Raw genomic sequence first — 15,119 nt, forward strand, 5'->3', positions numbered from 1 at the left:
CTAAATCTTATTCCCATTTGTTTTATTGGTTAAGCGTTCGTTTATTTTCGGTGTCTGTTGTTCCGAAGTTGGTCAAATTCAAGAATCTGACTGAAATCTTGCTGAGGCTCTGTTGTTTCCTGCTTCCGGTTGCTGGTGCCGGTCTCGATCAGGGGTATCTGTTTTCAGAGGGAAGTCTGACAGCTTACGCCATGGAAGGATTGTCAATTTCGCGTAATGGTTGTTTTTGCAATGCAAAATCGCCTTGACACTTATTGTGCAGTGCATTACGACAAAATCCCGTTAGGTAACGCGATACGCGCGCCGGGCCGCCCCATAAGGCCGATGCTTGGGATTGGAAACCGGTTCGCCGGAAAAGGGCAGAAAAATGATGAACAACTTTGATGAAATGCAGAAGATGAGCAAAGACAACATGGATATGGCCATGGCGTCTTTCGGCTCCGTCAGCAAGGGTTTCCAGGCCATCGCCGCTGAAATGGCCGACTATCAGAAAAAGTCCTTCGAGGAAGGTTCCGCAGCTGTTGAGAAGCTCGTTTCCTCCAAGTCCCTCGACAAGGCATTTGAAGCGCAGGCCGACTACGTCAAAACCGCTTACGAAGGTTTTGTTGGCGAGATGACAAAGATTGGTGAAATGGTCACTGACATGTCCAAGGACGCCTACAAGCCTTACGAAGGTGTGATGGGCAAGCTTGCGAAATAAGTTTTCCTTTTAGCCGTCGCAGGACGGCTTGAAGTTTCAAACCCGGCTCCGACGAGCCGGGTTTTTTCGTATATGCACAGATTTACAGGCTTGCCGAGGTTCATCCTGCCATTTGCAGCCGGATTTCGAAATGCGTTCTCTTGCCACCTTTTAATCATTAACGGGCAACCTACATTCCTCTTGACCGGCAGCGCAGGGACTACAAATGCGCTGTTGACCTTTATGTTGATGAAATCGACCATTGCGCGAGCGCGGCTTGCGCGGCAGGATTACCACTGAGAATGCGTATTCGCGGCGCAGTCCGTGCTGCGGAAAGCTCTGGACCAGCTGCGCAGGGCAGTGTGTTCAGGATTCGAAATTTGGTGATGGCCGGAGTGATAGAGGCAAAAGAAACGGCAATGTCGGCGGGCTCTGATTATGACAATGACGGTGGCGACGCCGGAACGGTTACAGTCACCCGTACCAAAACAGTAACCAAGCGGCCAAATCTCTATCGAGTGCTGCTGTTGAACGATGACTACACTCCGATGGAGTTCGTCATTCACGTTGTGGAGAACTTCTTCCAAAAAAACCGCGAAGAGGCGACCCGCATTATGCTGCATGTTCACCATCACGGCGTCGGGGAATGCGGGATTTATTCCTACGAGGTCGCGGAGACGAAAGTCACCCAGGTGATGGATTTCGCGCGCAAGCATCAGCATCCGTTGCAATGCGTCATGGAAAAAAAGTGAGGACAAACGCACGTGCCTTCCTTCTCACGCAGTCTTGAAAAAGCACTTCACCAGGCTCTGGCCTTCGCCAACGAGCGACAGCAGGAGTATGCAACGCTGGAGCATCTTCTGCTGGCGTTGCTGGACGACCAGGACGCGGCTGCGGTCATGCGGGCTTGCAACGTGGATCTGGAAACGATCCGCCGCAATCTGGTTGAATATATCGAAACCGAGCTGGACAACCTTGTCACGGACAGTGACGAGGACTCCAAGCCTACCGCGGGCTTCCAGCGCGTGATTCAGCGGGCGGTTATCCACGTCCAGTCGTCCGGCCGGGAAGAGGTGACCGGTGCCAACGTGCTTGTTGCGATCTTTGCCGAGCGCGAAAGCCATGCGGCCTACTTCCTGCAGGATCAGGACATGACCCGTTACGACGCGGTCAATTATATCTCGCACGGCATTGCCAAGCGTCCCGGCATGTCCGAGGCCCGTCCAGTCGAAGGGGCGGATGAAGAAGATGTGATGCCCGGAGCTGAAACCGAGAAGAAGTCCAGTCAGAAGACGGACGCTCTTGAAGCTTACTGTGTCAATCTCAACACCAAGGCCACCAACGGCAAGATTGATCCGCTGATCGGGCGCGACAGCGAAATTTCGCGCACGATCCAGATCCTGTGCCGCAGGTCGAAGAACAATCCGCTCTTCGTCGGCGACCCGGGTGTCGGCAAGACCGCCATTGCGGAAGGGCTGGCGCACCGCATCGTCAATGGCGATGTGCCGGATGTCCTGAAGGATGCCACCATCTTCTCGCTCGATATGGGCTCGCTGCTGGCGGGTACCCGCTATCGCGGCGATTTCGAGGAGCGGCTGAAGCAGGTGGTCAAGGAGATCGAGGACTACCCGGGTGCGGTGATGTTCATCGACGAAATCCATACGGTGATCGGCGCAGGTGCAACCTCTGGCGGGGCGATGGATGCGTCCAACCTCCTGAAACCTGCGCTTGCTTCCGGAGCGATCCGCTGCATCGGTTCGACCACCTACAAGGAATACCGCCAGTTCTTCGAGAAGGACCGGGCGCTGGTTCGCCGTTTCCAGAAGATCGACGTCAACGAGCCGTCGATCCCGGACGCGATCGATATCCTGAAGGGCCTGAAGCCTTACTTCGAGGACTTCCACAAGGTTCGTTACACCAACGATGCCATCAAGGTGGCAGTGGAGCTGTCGGCCAAATATATTTCCGACCGCAAGCTGCCGGACAAGGCGATCGACGTGCTGGATGAAACCGGTGCCTCGCAGATGCTTGTTCCCGAAGCCCGCCGCCGCAAGACCATTGGCGTGAAGGAAATCGAGAACACGATTGCCACCATGGCCAGGATCCCGCCGAAGTCCGTTTCCAAGGATGATGCGGAGATTCTGGAGAACCTCGGCAAGGATCTGAAGCGGGTTGTCTACGGACAGGATGAAGCTATCGGGACGTTGGCGTCTGCCATCAAGCTGGCGCGTGCCGGTCTGCGTGAGCCTGACAAGCCGATCGGCAGCTATCTGTTCTCCGGCCCGACAGGGGTCGGCAAGACGGAAGTCGCTCGGCAGCTGGCATCTTCTCTGGGTGTTGAACTGATCCGGTTCGACATGTCCGAATACATGGAGCGGCACACCGTGTCGCGCCTGATCGGTGCACCTCCGGGATATGTCGGCTTCGACCAGGGTGGCCTCTTGACCGACGGTGTCGACCAGCATCCGCACTGCGTGCTGCTGCTGGACGAGATCGAAAAGGCCCATCCGGACCTGTTCAATATCCTGTTGCAGGTGATGGACCATGGCAAGCTGACCGACCATAACGGCAAGCAGGTCGATTTCCGCAATGTCATCCTGATCATGACCACCAACGCCGGTGCCGCGGACATGGCCAAGATGCCGGTTGGCTTCAACCGCATGAAGCGGGAAGGCGACGACGCGGAAGCGATCAACAAGCTGTTCACGCCGGAGTTCCGCAACCGTCTCGATGCGATCATTCCGTTCGGCAATCTGCCGATGGAGGTCGTCTACAAGGTGGTCGAGAAGTTCGTCATGCAGCTGGAAGTCCAGCTGGCTGACCGCGGCGTGACCTTCGAACTGACGGAAGATGCCGTCAAGTGGCTTGCCGACAAGGGCTATGACAGCCAGATGGGGGCTCGCCCGCTTGGGCGGATCATCCAGGAGCACATCAAGCGGCCTCTGGCCGACGAGGTGCTTTTCGGCAAGTTGAAGAAAGGCGGAATGGTCAAGGTCACCGTGTCCGAGGACGGCAAGGGTCTGCTTCTGGAAAGCATCGAGGAGCGTGCGACACCGCCAAAAGCCAAGGCCAAGACCGAAACCAAGGCAAAGCCGAAGCGCCGGCGCAAGCCTGCTGCCAAGGCAGCGGCCGCCAAGGATACGAAGCCGCCTGCAGGCAAGAGCGGTCCGGCCAAGAAAAGCCTTGTGCCCAAGGTGCCGCTGGCCGACTGAGGCCCTGCACAATCAGATCGGAAAGGCCCCGAAGAGATTCGGGGCCTTTTTGTTTTTCGCCTGCACAGACGACGCGCAATGCGCGAAGCGGGCCGGGTTGGTACACACTCCGGGGCTTGTTCTCCAACAGGCGTACTGGACTTGTTCTCATTCATGTTTGGAATTGAAACCATTCAGGAAAATCATTTGCCGCCGCCCGGCTGCTTGCCTAGCTATGAAGCAGACACTTTCGGGAGAACGGACATGAGCGATAACAAGGTTGCGATGATCACCGCTGGCGGCTCCGGCATGGGAGCCGATGCAGCAAGACGGTTGGCTGCAGATGGGTTCCGGGTCGCAATTCTGTCGTCCTCCGGCAAGGGGGAAGCGCTCGCGGAGGAATTGGGCGGGGTCGGGTTCACCGGATCCAATCTTGTTGCAGACGACCTGACCTCTTTTGTCAGCAAGACGGTGGACGCTCTTGGCCGGATCGATGTTCTCGTCAATTCGTCCGGACATGGCCCGAAAGGCGATATTCTGGAAATCTCCGACGAGGACTGGCACCTCGGCATGGATTACTACCTGATGAATGTCATTCGCCCGGCACGCCTTGTCGCCCCGATCATGGCTGCACAAGGTGGTGGAACGGTGATCAATATCTCCACATTCGCCACCTTCGAGCCGGATCCGATGTTTCCGACTTCCGGTGTGTTTCGGGCAGGGCTGGCCAGCTTCACCAAGCTGTTTGCCGACAAGTTCGCTGCCGAGAACGTGCGCATGAACAATATCCTGCCCGGTTTCATAGACAGCCTGCCGGAGAAGGAAGATCGCCTGGCGCGAATCCCCATGGGCCGCTACGGCCGCTCGGACGAAATCTCAAGCCTGATCGCCTATCTGGCCAGCGACGAGGCGGCCTATATCACAGGTCAGAACATACGTATCGATGGTGGGCTGACGCGGTCGGTGTGAGGTAATTCGAGTGTTAGAAGGTCATTCCTAGAACGCCCGGCGGCTCTGGCCGTTTTCCCTGAGCGTAGTCCAACAATGCACGTAGCCAGAGAACGCTGTTTTCGTGCGGATCTTGGGACAGTTCCTCAGGGCGAGTTTCAGTACGCCCCACAACGTCGACAGATTTCCTGCAAGAAAGGGCAACCTTCTGCCGACCATCGGAACCGATTGGGCACCAGAGTTTTTTCTGTTTGAGTGCTCCCCAAGCAACGCCCCGCCTGAAACACGTCAACGCTCGATAATCCGGGTCGATAATCACTCTGCCGCTTGGGCCTATCATACCCCAGAGCCCATTTTCTTCGAAGCGCTTCAGCATACCGCCACAGGCCAGGATTGCTTCGCTCTCTTCTTTGGTTGGGTCTCTGGGCTTTACGACTTCTTTGTTTTGGGTGTCGATCCAGAATTCTCTTCCATTCTGCTCGACCTTTAAGACAACCGGGTCTTTTTGGGGACCTGTCTGAGACCGAACGACGAACCAAGTTTTGTTGTGTCTGTGTATTTGGAGCTTGTCGTAAAGCGGGGGAACTAAAAATTGTCCATCGTCGTCAATTACACCCCATTTTCCAGCGGAGAATACCGCAGACAATCCTTCGTTGACGTAGAGAACGTTGTCATACCAGCCTTTGGACGGCAGTGTTCGACCGTCTTGCGTAACAAACTTATACTGGTTGTCGCCGATTGAGACCAAATAGGGCGACAAGCAGAAGTCGTCAGAAAACCGCTTGTTTATAGCGCTAACTTTCGTCTTCACCAAGGTGTCAAGCTTGAGATGGCGGATCGCGAAGAGCCCGTTCAGTTCGATTACCTGAAGTCCTTTGGGGCAAGAAATGTGCACGTGACCGTTGCGTTGATCAGGCACCAGATCTCCTTCAGGCGTAACGCTGCGCCAAAGCCCATTTTCCAGAACTCGCGGCCAGCGGCCATCGGTTGGTCGGTCAACATTTTCATAATAACGGCCGGTCAATAGCTCGCCGCGTCGGGTTACCAAACCCAGTTGTGAAAGGTTGTCATATTTGCGCGCAAGCCCATACCCACCCATCCAGTAACTGAGACCTTCAAACTTGAGTGGAATGACGAGTTTGCCGTTTCTATCAACGGCACCTGACATTCTCTTCACAGTCTGAGGTGACTTTGGCTCGACCTCATCAGGAATGCCTTGCACCGTTGCAAAGTCGTCAATGAGCCAATACGCGCTTGTGTACCGCGGTGTAACTTGCCACGAGCCATCAGCTCTCAGAAGGCCGAAGAGCGGCTCTTTACCCTTAGCTTCAGACGCCCAAATCAGGCCACGGCTCAGCTCGTCAAAATAGGCAACTTTGTATCGCTTCTTTGAAATCCAACCCTGATCGATCCGATACAGACCCAATCGTTTTTTGATGAAGATGCTGCTGAGTTCGTCTAAAGGGGCAAGTCTGAACCTGTCTTCGAGGCGACGTTGTCCTTCTGCCACAAGAACAACGTCTTCAGTAAACGGAATTGCTCGGGCGAACTGTGTCTCGACGACGACTTTTCCGTTTCGGTCAATGACGCCTGCGTGATTATCGATAACGACTTCCGCATGGCCGGATGAAAAAGTGCCTGCAAGGTCGAAGCGCGGTTCGATAACCATAGAGCCGAGGCTGTCGACATATCCCCATTTGCCTTCTCTCTTAACTGCGGCCAGTCCTTCGCTAAAAGGTAGTGCATCCTCAAACTTGAAGGGGATCAGAGTTTGTCCCGACTTTCTGTCGACATAGCCGCAGAGGTCGAACGGCCCGCCGCATCTGAACGAAATGTCCGAGACGTCAGCGATGCCCGGGGAGTTGGAAAACAGAAATACGAAGAGGCATGTCGGAAGGAAAAATAGTTTGCGCAACATTCAGGCCACTCTGAAACAAAAAATGATCTAACCCTGATCGTCTTCAATTGTGGCGCAAATGCAGTCATGGGTTGTGTCGACTGGCGGTCGCGTCTTTTTGGCACTAACGATGAGTAGGCTAGCCGGTTCGGCTCTCTGGCGTACCGGTTCACAATTAAGCACTCTGGACAGAAAATCTCCAAAAAGGTAAGGCTACCTTACTAACTGCCCAGAGATGAGTCAGCTTGATGACGGCTCCTGATCAGCCAGATATCGAACAGGAATCCCAGAACCCGCCGGAACATGCCAGGGTCTGGATGGCGCGTGGAGCAAGGGCAGCGGTGTCTATTCCAGCGTTTATTCTGACCGCGGCGTTTGTCGGATATGCGGGGCTTGCCCGTGAAACAGGGCTGACGCTCTTTGAGACGCTGGCAATGACCGGTTTCGTCTGGGCGCTGCCTTCCATCGTGGTTCTGACCGGCGCGATTTCTTCCGGAATGGGTATCCTTCCTGCCGGAATTGCCGTCGCTCTTGCGTCAGTCCGCCTGATGCCGATGACCATGGCCTTGATGCCGCTGGTCAAGGTGCCGGGCAAGACAAAGACCTGGCAATTGCTGATCGCGTCTCATTTCGTCGCGGTGACTGCCTGGGTGTTCGCGATGAAGCACCTGCCGGACATGCCGAGGGAAGGGCGTCTGCCGTTCTTCATTGGTTTTGGCGCGGCGGTGACCAGCTTCGTCTTCTGCATGACCGGTGTCTCCTACCTGTTGGTTGAAAGCATGCCGGGCATGGTGGCAGGTGCCTTGTTCCTGCTGACGCCTGTCTATTTCCTGTGCTCGCTCTGGGGGGCTGCAAGGCTCAATGCCGACCGGGCGGCCATGGTCGCAGGACTGCTGCTCGGACCGGTCTTCTTCACCTATCTGCCCGGACTGGATCTGCTTTGGACCGGCCTTGTGGGCGGCACGATTGCCTACCTCGGAACCAGGATCATGCGCAGGGGGCTGTCGTGATGGAGGGATCGACGGCAGGTGGATTGGTATCCGAAACCTGGTGGCCACTGGTGATGATCATCATCGCCGGCTGGTTTGCAACTGACGTCTGGCGGTGGCTGGGTGTCTTTGCCGGTGGCCGGCTGCGTGAAGACGGCGAACTGCTGATCTGGGTGCGCTGTGTTGCAACCGCGCTGGTGGCCGGAGTGATTTCCAAGCTGATCCTGTTCCCGCAAGGTGTGCTGGCAGAAACACCGCTCTGGCTGCGTCTGGCTGCCGCCGGTTTCGGCTTCGCATCGTTTTTTGCAGCCCGGCAACGTGTGTTTGTTGGCGTACTTGCTGCAGAAGTCTTTCTCGTTTCCGGTTGGCTGATCCTCGACACGATGGCTTCCTGAAACCAAGCGATTTCCCGTGTTCACTTGCCCGCCAGATAGGCTAGGTTGAAGAGTACGGCGATTGCACCCGGTCAAGGAGAGGAACATGGCGGATCAGGTCGAACTCTTTTATGCACCTCAGACACGCGCCACCGGCGTACGTGTTCTCCTGGAGGAGCTGGGCGCACCTTACAAGTTGAATGTGCTCAATCTGAAGCTGGGTGAAAACCGGACACCCCGATATCTTGCCGTCAACCCGGCTGGCAAAGTTCCGGCATTGCGCGTTGGCGAGGCAGTCATTACCGAACAGGTCGCGATCTATATCTATCTGGCCGACCTGTTTCCTGAAAAAGGACTGACACCCTCGCTGGATGATCCACTGCGTGGACCGTACCTGCGATGGTTCGTGCATATGGCATCCTGTTTTGAGCCGGCACTGATTGACCGCGCACTCAAGCGTGAAGAACCGCCGCATTCCATGTCCGCCTATGGTTCTTTTGACACCGTCATGGAAAGCATGCGTGCCCAGCTGGCAAAGGGACCTTTCGTTCTTGGAGAACGGATGACGGCTGTCGACGTTCTGTGGGGAATGGGGCTGCGGTGGGGAACAATGTTCGGCATCGTACCGGAATTCGAAGAATTCACCGCCTACATCGAGCGGTTCGCCGAAAGGCCGTCGGTGGTCAAGGTGCTGCAGGAAGACCAGAACATGGCCAGGGAGCAGGAAGACGCTGCTGTTCAGGCGGGTGTCGCGTAAAATCTTGTCACAAGCGGCGTCTTCTCAGCGATGCGTAGCACCGTCTGCGGTTACCCTCTCTTCTATCCGCAATCCTGACAGGACAATCTTTTGCCGCGCACTATCTAACGAAACGTCGTTTTTGCGGCACTAAACTTCGAATGGGGGATGATCGGATAAAACGCAGCCGACCTAGAGTTAACGATTGAAACCGGGCGCAAGCCAGATGGTGACTGTAAACTTGGAGGTAATCTGACGATGAAGGACAAGTACAAAGATACGGAAATGCTGGAAAAGCTGGGCGAGGCCGCAAGATCTGGCCGCATTTCCCGCCGTGATTTCCTGAATTATTCCATGGCTGCCGGTGTTGCAGCTTCCGCCGCAACAGGGCTCTGGACCACGAAAGCCAAGGCGCAACCAAAGCAGGGCGGAACCTTCAAGGTCGGCATTCATGACGGCAACACATCAGACACCCACGATCCGGGCACCTATCTCACCATCGCCATGATCGTGCTGGCGCATACTCACCGCAGCTATCTTACCCTGATCGAACCAGACGGGTCTCTTGGGCCGGATATCGCCACCGAATGGACGGCGAATGCGGACGCAACGGAGTGGACTTTCAAGCTCAACGAAAACGTTACCTTCCACTCCGGTCGCAAGATGACAGCCGACGACGTCATTGCATCGATGAACCACCACCGCGGCGACAGCACAACCTCCGCGGCCAAGGCTCTGCTGACTGACGTCGCTGATATAGTTAAGGACGGCGACAACACGATCGTTTTCAAACTGTCTTCGGGCAATGCGGATCTGCCGTGGCTCATGACCGATTACCATCTGGCCATTTGTCCGGCGAACGACGATGGCTCGATCGACTGGGCTTCGGGCGACGGAACCGGTCCCTACAAGATCGAAACCGGTGACTTCGGTGTCAGGTTCTCTCTGACGCGCCATGACGGCTGGCATCTGGACGGTGCACATTTCGACGGCGTGGAACTGATCATCCTGACCGATCCGAACGCCCGTCAGACGGCTCTGGTTACTGGCGACGTGGATGCCGTTTCGCTCATCGATCTGAAGACGATGGGTCTGCTTGCGCGCAATCCAAACCTGGAGATCGACAATGTGCCGTCTGCCTCGACGCTCACGATGCCGATGTTCTGCGACACGCCTCCGTTTGACAACAAGGATGTTCGCAACGCACTCAAGCTCGCGATGAACCGCGACGAGATCATCGAGAAGATCGCCTTTGGTGCAGCGACAAAGGCAAACGATTTCCACCATTCGCCAGCCATGCCCTATTGGCCGGATGACATTCCCCAACACGACTACGATCCGGACCAGGCGAAATCGCTGCTGAAAAAGGCCGGTGCCGAGGGACTGTCCATCAGCATCTCCTCTGCTGAATCCATCTACTCCGGCGCGGTCGATCTTTGCGTGCTTTATGCCGAACATGCCAAGGCGGCAGGCATCGACATTAAGGTCGTGCGTGAACCGAACGACGGCTATTACTCGGATGTCTGGCTGATGAAACCGTTCTGTGTGGTGGCCTGGGGCGCACGTCCGACACCGGACGTGATGTATTCTCTGGCCTACAAGTCCGATGCCGCCTGGAACGAGAGCCATTGGCAGAATGAGCGTTTCAACGAACTGCTGTTGATGGCGAAAGCCGAATTGGACGACACCAGGCGGGCGGAGATGTACCGGGAAATGGCGCTGCTTGCGCATGACGACGGCGGCACGATCATCCCGTTCTTCCGCAACTTCGTTTATGCCCGCCGCAGCAATGTTCAGCATGGTGAGCAACTGGCATCGAGCTGGGAGCTCGACGGTGCCCGTGCCTGCAGCCGCTGGTGGTTCGATAGCTGATTGAGCATCGAGAAAAACGCCCGCCCGGTTTGAAGCCGGGCGGGCGTTGTCTGTTGTTTGCTGAATGGCTGAAGATGCTCGCCTGGCTCAGGCCAGTGCGGCTCGTATCTTTTCTGCTTGGGCTGCCAGCACGTCATTGTCTGCCATCGCACCGGTGTGCGGTTTCAGCGACACGCCCTCGAAACGTGGAATGACGTGGACGTGGGTGTGGAACACCACCTGGCCACCGGCAGGTTCTGAGAATTGTTGGATGGTCGTGCCGTCGGCATCAAAGGCCTTGATCACCACCCTGGCCATGGTCTGCGTTGTTGCCATGACCGCGTTGAGATCTTCCGGCGCGATGTCCAGAATGTTGCGGGAAGGGGCTTTCGGGATCACCAGAACATGACCATCGCCGCGAGGCATGATGTCCATGATCACCAGTGTTTTGTCGTCCTCGTAAACCTTGTGGCTCGGCAGTTCGCCGCGCAGGATTTTGGCAAAGACATTCTGGTCGTCATAAGCGGGCGTGGACATGTTTGCATTCCTGTCTGATAGGCAAAAGAATTTCGCGAAGCGGTGTTCAGAAACGAGCCACCCCGACACTTCAGGGTTGATCAAAGGACTATCAATCGATTCCGATCAAGAGTTACTCCTGATCTAGTCCGAGATTTCCTGCAGCTGCAAGCCGTGACATGCGGCAGAACCGCCCGGATGAGTTTGCTCAAGCCGCGGTTGTTCAGGAAACGGTTTCGCTGGCCAGTTGGCCAGCATTTGAGGCTTCAGGATCCGTTTGCGATGCGCAAGTGAGCTTCAACCCCAGGTCTTCAAGCCTTGTCCTGTCGGGTTTGTAGAACATCCAGTTGCCGATCCGCTTTCCAGTTACCAGGCCTGCTTCCGACATCTTTTTCATGTGCGAGCTTACGGTCGGTTGGCTGAGGCCCACCTTGTCGGTGATGAAACCGACACACACGCCGTCATCCACGAGGTCTCCGTCCCGCTGGCGGGGAAAGTGGGCTCGAGGGTCGAGCAGCCACAAAAGGATCTGCAGCCGCACAGGGCTCGCCAGTGCCGCCATTGCCAATGAACTTGACTCTACATCTATATTGATATTCATCTATATAGATACTCTTCGATATAGATTGGTGGTTCGAACATGGAAAATAGCCTTCTCGGCCTTCAAGCGGAAGCCTTTTCGAACGGCGCGGCGCGCGGCGTGCGTTATCTGAAACAATTGCCGGATCGGAGCGTCGGGCCGAATTTGTCTCGTCTTGCCGAACTCGATCCAGGTTTGCCGGAGCAGGGCGCCGACGTTGGCGATATTCTTGATCTGCTCGAGACCGTGGGCGGTGAGGGCACTGTTGCGACGGCGGCAGGTCGGTACTTCGGTTATGTCATTGGCGGCGCGTTGCCTGCAGCCTCCGCGGCCCGGGCTTTGCTCTCCGCGTGGGATCAGGTTGCAGACGGTTTGACGGGACCTTCCGTGATCAAGATGGAAGAAACGGCGGTGTCCTGGATCGTTAGGCTTCTGGGGCTGCCTGAAGGTACCGATGGCGCTTTCACCACCGGTGCGACCATGTCGAACATGGCGCTACTGGTCACCGCGCGCGACACGCTGTTGTCGCGCCTGGGCCACGAAAGAGGAGAGGGCCTGATTGGCGCTCCCGGCTTGCGGATTGTCGCCAGCGCCGAAATTCATGCAACCGTGCTGAAATCCCTTCGGATGGCAGGCCTGGCCACGAAATCGATCGAGTGGGTGGAAGTGGACGATCAAGGGCGGATGCGGATCGACAGGCTACCCGAACTGGATGATCGCACGCTCGTTTTGTGCCAGGCAGGAAACGTTTGCAGCGGAGCCTTCGATCCATTTGATGAACTCGGCGACAAGTGTAATGCCGCTGGTGCCTGGCTTCACGTCGACGGCGCTTTCGGGTTGTGGGCAAGGGCCTGCAGCGATACGGCAACGGCGCTCAAGGGACTTGAGAAGGCAGACAGCTGGGTGGTCGACAGCCACAAGACACTCAACACGCCATATGATTCAGGCTTGGCATTGTGCCGCCATCCGCAGGAAATGCAGGCGTCGATGGCAATCGGGGCCACCTATCTGCCGGCGACCGTATCAAACCCCGCCAACCGCGCTCCTGAGTTCAGCCGGTCTGCGCGCGGAGCCGAGACCTGGGCTGCGCTGCTTTCCCTCGGCCGGCAAGGCCTGGAGGACATGCTGAGCCGTTTTCACAGTCATGCAAGGCGCATTTCAGGGGATCTGGCAGCACTCGGGTTCGAAGTGCCACATGAGGTGCATTTCAACCAGGTGTTTGCGACGCTGCCGGGGGCGGAAGACGCCTGTGCCCGCATCGCTGGCCATGTTCAGGCTTCCGGTGAAGCCTGGTTCGGTCAGGCCTCCTGGAAAGGACGACAGGGGTTTCGCATCAGCGTCTCGAACTGGTCAACCCGGACGGAAGATGTGGACCGGCTGATAGCTGCTGTTGCGAAGGCAAAGGCCGAGGTGATGGCCCCGGCCTGATGCAGCTCACATTGCAGAAGACGCAACCCTGGTCAGGTCCTTTCGGGCCACAGATATGACAGGGTTGCGTTCGAGCGTATGACCACGAATTCCTCGCGTTTTTCCCATCGTCCCAAAACGTTGATTTCAGTCACCGAACAATTGCCGTGCTGACGCCGCAAGGGATCGCAGGCGCGGGCTGCAGTGGTATAGAGTTTCGCCCGTCGGTTCTTGAATTCGTTCAGCCAGGCTTCGGCATAGATTCCGGCACTATCCACCAGATCGGCGTCCACTTCCTGGTAGTTGAGAGGCTTCTCTGTCTCGAATGCACCGGGGACTTGCTTCTCTACGAACTCAAGCTGCATCCTGATCTCGGCAAATTTCGGATCATCCTTGAATTGCTTGGCTTTTGTCAGCTTTACCCGGCAATTCGATGCAATTGTCTTCACTAGGAGCTTGCATTCGGCTTCCGCGATTCTGGGGGCCTGACCGGAGATGAAGACCTCGATCATGTCCATGTCAGCAGGAGCCCCTGTTTCCTTCAAGAGCTCTTTCACCGATACGGGCATGACGATATTGACCACCCGTCCGGCATCGAGGTTCTTGAAGTCCGTGAGGGCGACGTAGCCGTCTTTCAGGGAACCGCCTGAGCCATGCCTGGCGTTGTGGACTGTCGCCTGTCCTTTTAGCGGATCGTTCTTGAAGCCGAAGACAGTGTTCGCGACGTTGGCAACACTGAACATGATGTAGCCGTAGTAGAGCGTCACTGCGAAAAAGATCACTCCGCAGGCGATTTGAAGGATACGCATCAAGACTGTTCCCTGTTGCTTATGAACCGGAATTGGAATTGGCGGTGCTGTCACGTCCGAGAGCCTTGTCGACCAGCGGCCTGATCTGCGCCATCGCCTTGTCCTCGTAGCCGGACTTGCCAGCTACTGCGATGTTCTCAACCGGCGTCATGATGACGAGTGATCCCCCCAGTGGACGGAAGGGAATCCGGTCATCAAGATTTTCCGGGAGTGGCCCAACGAGCACATGAGTTGACCGTTCCACGCCCGCGAGATTTTGCTCGCTTCTTATGCCGAAGGCGCTCTTGAACCAGCTGTCGTACTTGCGATAAGCCGCCTTGTTCTTGGCAACTGGCTCTTCATGAAGGCTCGGATTTTCCTTGGCGTTTCTTGCGAAAAGCCAGTGATCTTGCATCTTTCGCCAGGGCTGAACACCGCAGGAACGAAGGGTTCTTGCACCGGCCATTTCAACAGGCACTTCAGGATCAAGATTGGCGAAAGCGATATCGCCGACACCGAGTGCCACCACATGCGAGATGCGGGCGCCAGGTGCCAGATGTATGTTCCATAGGATCTTGCCGAATTCGTTTTGCAGGATCAGGTAGACCGGCTTTTCGGTTTCCGTAACCACGACATCGACAACAGGAAAACTGTCGTCCTTTGCACTGAGTACCATCGTGTCGACACGGATCTTTCTGGGGTCGTCGGCTGGTTTTTGGGCGTTTTCAGCCAGCTTTTGTGCCCGTTCCCGAATTTTCGTTTTCGACCAGGTATAGATCGGCGCATGCATGTTGCCTGTGCCGACATGCACATTGCCGATTTATTCTCCGAGGTTGGGTTTGCGGAAGCGGCAGAACGCAGTGGGCTGCTGCATGACCACCTTCGCGGGAAGGTCGGTGTCCAAGGTCGTTTCCTTGTACCCGGTCACCGCGGACTGGATCCAATGAGGTGTCCCGTCTTCCGCTACGAGGACGCCGGGTGATGCCTTGTAACCGCGCATGTCGCGCTTCAGACCGGACTGCGGGTCTCCGGATGGAACGTTATCCGAGCAGGCGAGCAAACCGAAGCATAAGGCTACGGCAAATCCTTTTTTAAAACGCATCCGTAAGCTCCGGAAATGTCTGGCGTTGGGTATGCGTTCACAGGTTGTATCATTCGTCTTA

The 15,119-nt window shown here is 56.3% G+C and carries 15 protein-coding genes; 9 read left to right on the forward strand and 6 right to left on the reverse strand.

The annotated features are described in order from the left end of the window. The first annotated feature begins 367 nt into the window (after positions 1-367). The 4 genes from ACP90_RS13270 (at position 368) to ACP90_RS13290 (ending at position 4,839) form a co-directional block, all read left to right on the forward strand. On the forward strand, positions 368-700 hold the full coding sequence (locus tag ACP90_RS13270) for a phasin family protein (RefSeq protein ID WP_031268356.1): 333 nt from the start codon (positions 368-370) through the stop codon (positions 698-700). Between the two features lie 398 nt (positions 701-1,098). Further along, positions 1,099-1,431 (forward strand): ATP-dependent Clp protease adapter ClpS, encoded by a 333-nt coding sequence (gene clpS / locus ACP90_RS13280; RefSeq protein ID WP_031268357.1) that lies wholly within the window; start codon positions 1,099-1,101, stop codon positions 1,429-1,431. A gap of 12 nt (positions 1,432-1,443) precedes the next feature. Next, on the forward strand, positions 1,444-3,891 hold the full coding sequence (clpA, locus tag ACP90_RS13285) for an ATP-dependent Clp protease ATP-binding subunit ClpA (protein WP_055654606.1): 2,448 nt from the start codon (positions 1,444-1,446) through the stop codon (positions 3,889-3,891). A 243-nt stretch (positions 3,892-4,134) separates the two neighbouring features. Next, positions 4,135-4,839: an SDR family oxidoreductase gene (locus tag ACP90_RS13290; protein ID WP_022998329.1), complete on the forward strand. Its 705-nt coding sequence runs from the start codon at positions 4,135-4,137 to the stop codon at positions 4,837-4,839. A 13-nt stretch (positions 4,840-4,852) separates the two neighbouring features. On the opposite strand, the gene ACP90_RS13295 is transcribed toward ACP90_RS13290, so the two are convergent. Continuing rightward, a complete protein-coding gene (locus tag ACP90_RS13295; protein ID WP_062488613.1) occupies positions 4,853-6,736 on the reverse strand; it encodes a WG repeat-containing protein in 1,884 nt (627 codons plus the stop codon). Positions 6,737-6,963: 227 nt separating this feature from the next. Between ACP90_RS13295 and ACP90_RS13300 the strand changes: the two genes are divergently transcribed. The 4 genes from ACP90_RS13300 to ACP90_RS13315 all read left to right on the forward strand — a co-directional run bounded on the left by ACP90_RS13300 (position 6,964) and on the right by ACP90_RS13315 (position 10,686). Next, complete coding sequence (locus ACP90_RS13300) at positions 6,964-7,725, forward strand: AzlC family ABC transporter permease (RefSeq protein WP_062488614.1); 762 nt, start codon at positions 6,964-6,966, stop codon at positions 7,723-7,725. Further along, positions 7,725-8,099, forward strand: coding sequence for an AzlD domain-containing protein (locus tag ACP90_RS13305; RefSeq protein ID WP_022998331.1), 375 nt, complete (start codon positions 7,725-7,727; stop codon positions 8,097-8,099). The genes ACP90_RS13300 and ACP90_RS13305 overlap by 1 nt, the downstream gene beginning before the upstream one ends. Positions 8,100-8,184: 85 nt before the next feature. Further along, the gene (locus ACP90_RS13310) at positions 8,185-8,835 is read left to right on the forward strand and encodes a glutathione S-transferase (RefSeq protein WP_062488615.1); all 651 of its coding nucleotides are present in this window, start codon (positions 8,185-8,187) and stop codon (positions 8,833-8,835) included. 237 nt (positions 8,836-9,072) lie between these two features. Further along, complete coding sequence (locus ACP90_RS13315) at positions 9,073-10,686, forward strand: ABC transporter substrate-binding protein (protein WP_062488616.1); 1,614 nt, start codon at positions 9,073-9,075, stop codon at positions 10,684-10,686. A gap of 87 nt (positions 10,687-10,773) precedes the next feature. Here ACP90_RS13315 and ACP90_RS13320 read toward each other — a convergent pair whose 3' ends face one another. Both ACP90_RS13320 and ACP90_RS13325 read right to left on the reverse strand, forming a co-directional pair. Beyond that, positions 10,774-11,202, reverse strand: coding sequence for an HIT family protein (locus ACP90_RS13320; RefSeq protein WP_062488617.1), 429 nt, complete (start codon positions 11,200-11,202; stop codon positions 10,774-10,776). A 202-nt stretch (positions 11,203-11,404) separates the two neighbouring features. Next, positions 11,405-11,782 carry a metalloregulator ArsR/SmtB family transcription factor gene (locus tag ACP90_RS13325; RefSeq protein WP_197923261.1) on the reverse strand — a complete coding sequence of 126 codons (378 nt, stop codon included), beginning with the start codon at positions 11,780-11,782 and terminating at the stop codon, positions 11,405-11,407. Positions 11,783-11,821: 39 nt separating this feature from the next. Here ACP90_RS13325 and ACP90_RS13330 point away from each other — a divergent pair, with 39 nt between their 5' ends. Beyond that, the gene (locus ACP90_RS13330) at positions 11,822-13,189 is read left to right on the forward strand and encodes an aminotransferase class V-fold PLP-dependent enzyme (protein ID WP_062488619.1); all 1,368 of its coding nucleotides are present in this window, start codon (positions 11,822-11,824) and stop codon (positions 13,187-13,189) included. Between the two features lie 32 nt (positions 13,190-13,221). Here ACP90_RS13330 and ACP90_RS13335 read toward each other — a convergent pair whose 3' ends face one another. Genes ACP90_RS13335 through ACP90_RS13345 form a run of 3 tightly spaced genes read right to left on the reverse strand, consistent with a single transcriptional unit; the run spans position 13,222 to position 15,058 of the window. Then, positions 13,222-13,977, reverse strand: coding sequence for a hypothetical protein (locus tag ACP90_RS13335; RefSeq protein WP_022998337.1), 756 nt, complete (start codon positions 13,975-13,977; stop codon positions 13,222-13,224). A 19-nt stretch (positions 13,978-13,996) separates the two neighbouring features. Further along, the gene (locus ACP90_RS13340) at positions 13,997-14,767 is read right to left on the reverse strand and encodes a hypothetical protein (RefSeq protein ID WP_062488620.1); all 771 of its coding nucleotides are present in this window, start codon (positions 14,765-14,767) and stop codon (positions 13,997-13,999) included. Positions 14,768-14,776: 9 nt separating this feature from the next. Then, positions 14,777-15,058 carry a hypothetical protein gene (locus tag ACP90_RS13345; RefSeq protein WP_062488621.1) on the reverse strand — a complete coding sequence of 94 codons (282 nt, stop codon included), beginning with the start codon at positions 15,056-15,058 and terminating at the stop codon, positions 14,777-14,779. Between the last annotated feature and the right edge of the window lie 61 nt (positions 15,059-15,119).

It is taken from the genome of Labrenzia sp. CP4 (assembly GCF_001579905.1).
Lineage (GTDB): Bacteria > Pseudomonadota > Alphaproteobacteria > Rhizobiales > Stappiaceae > Roseibium > Roseibium algicola.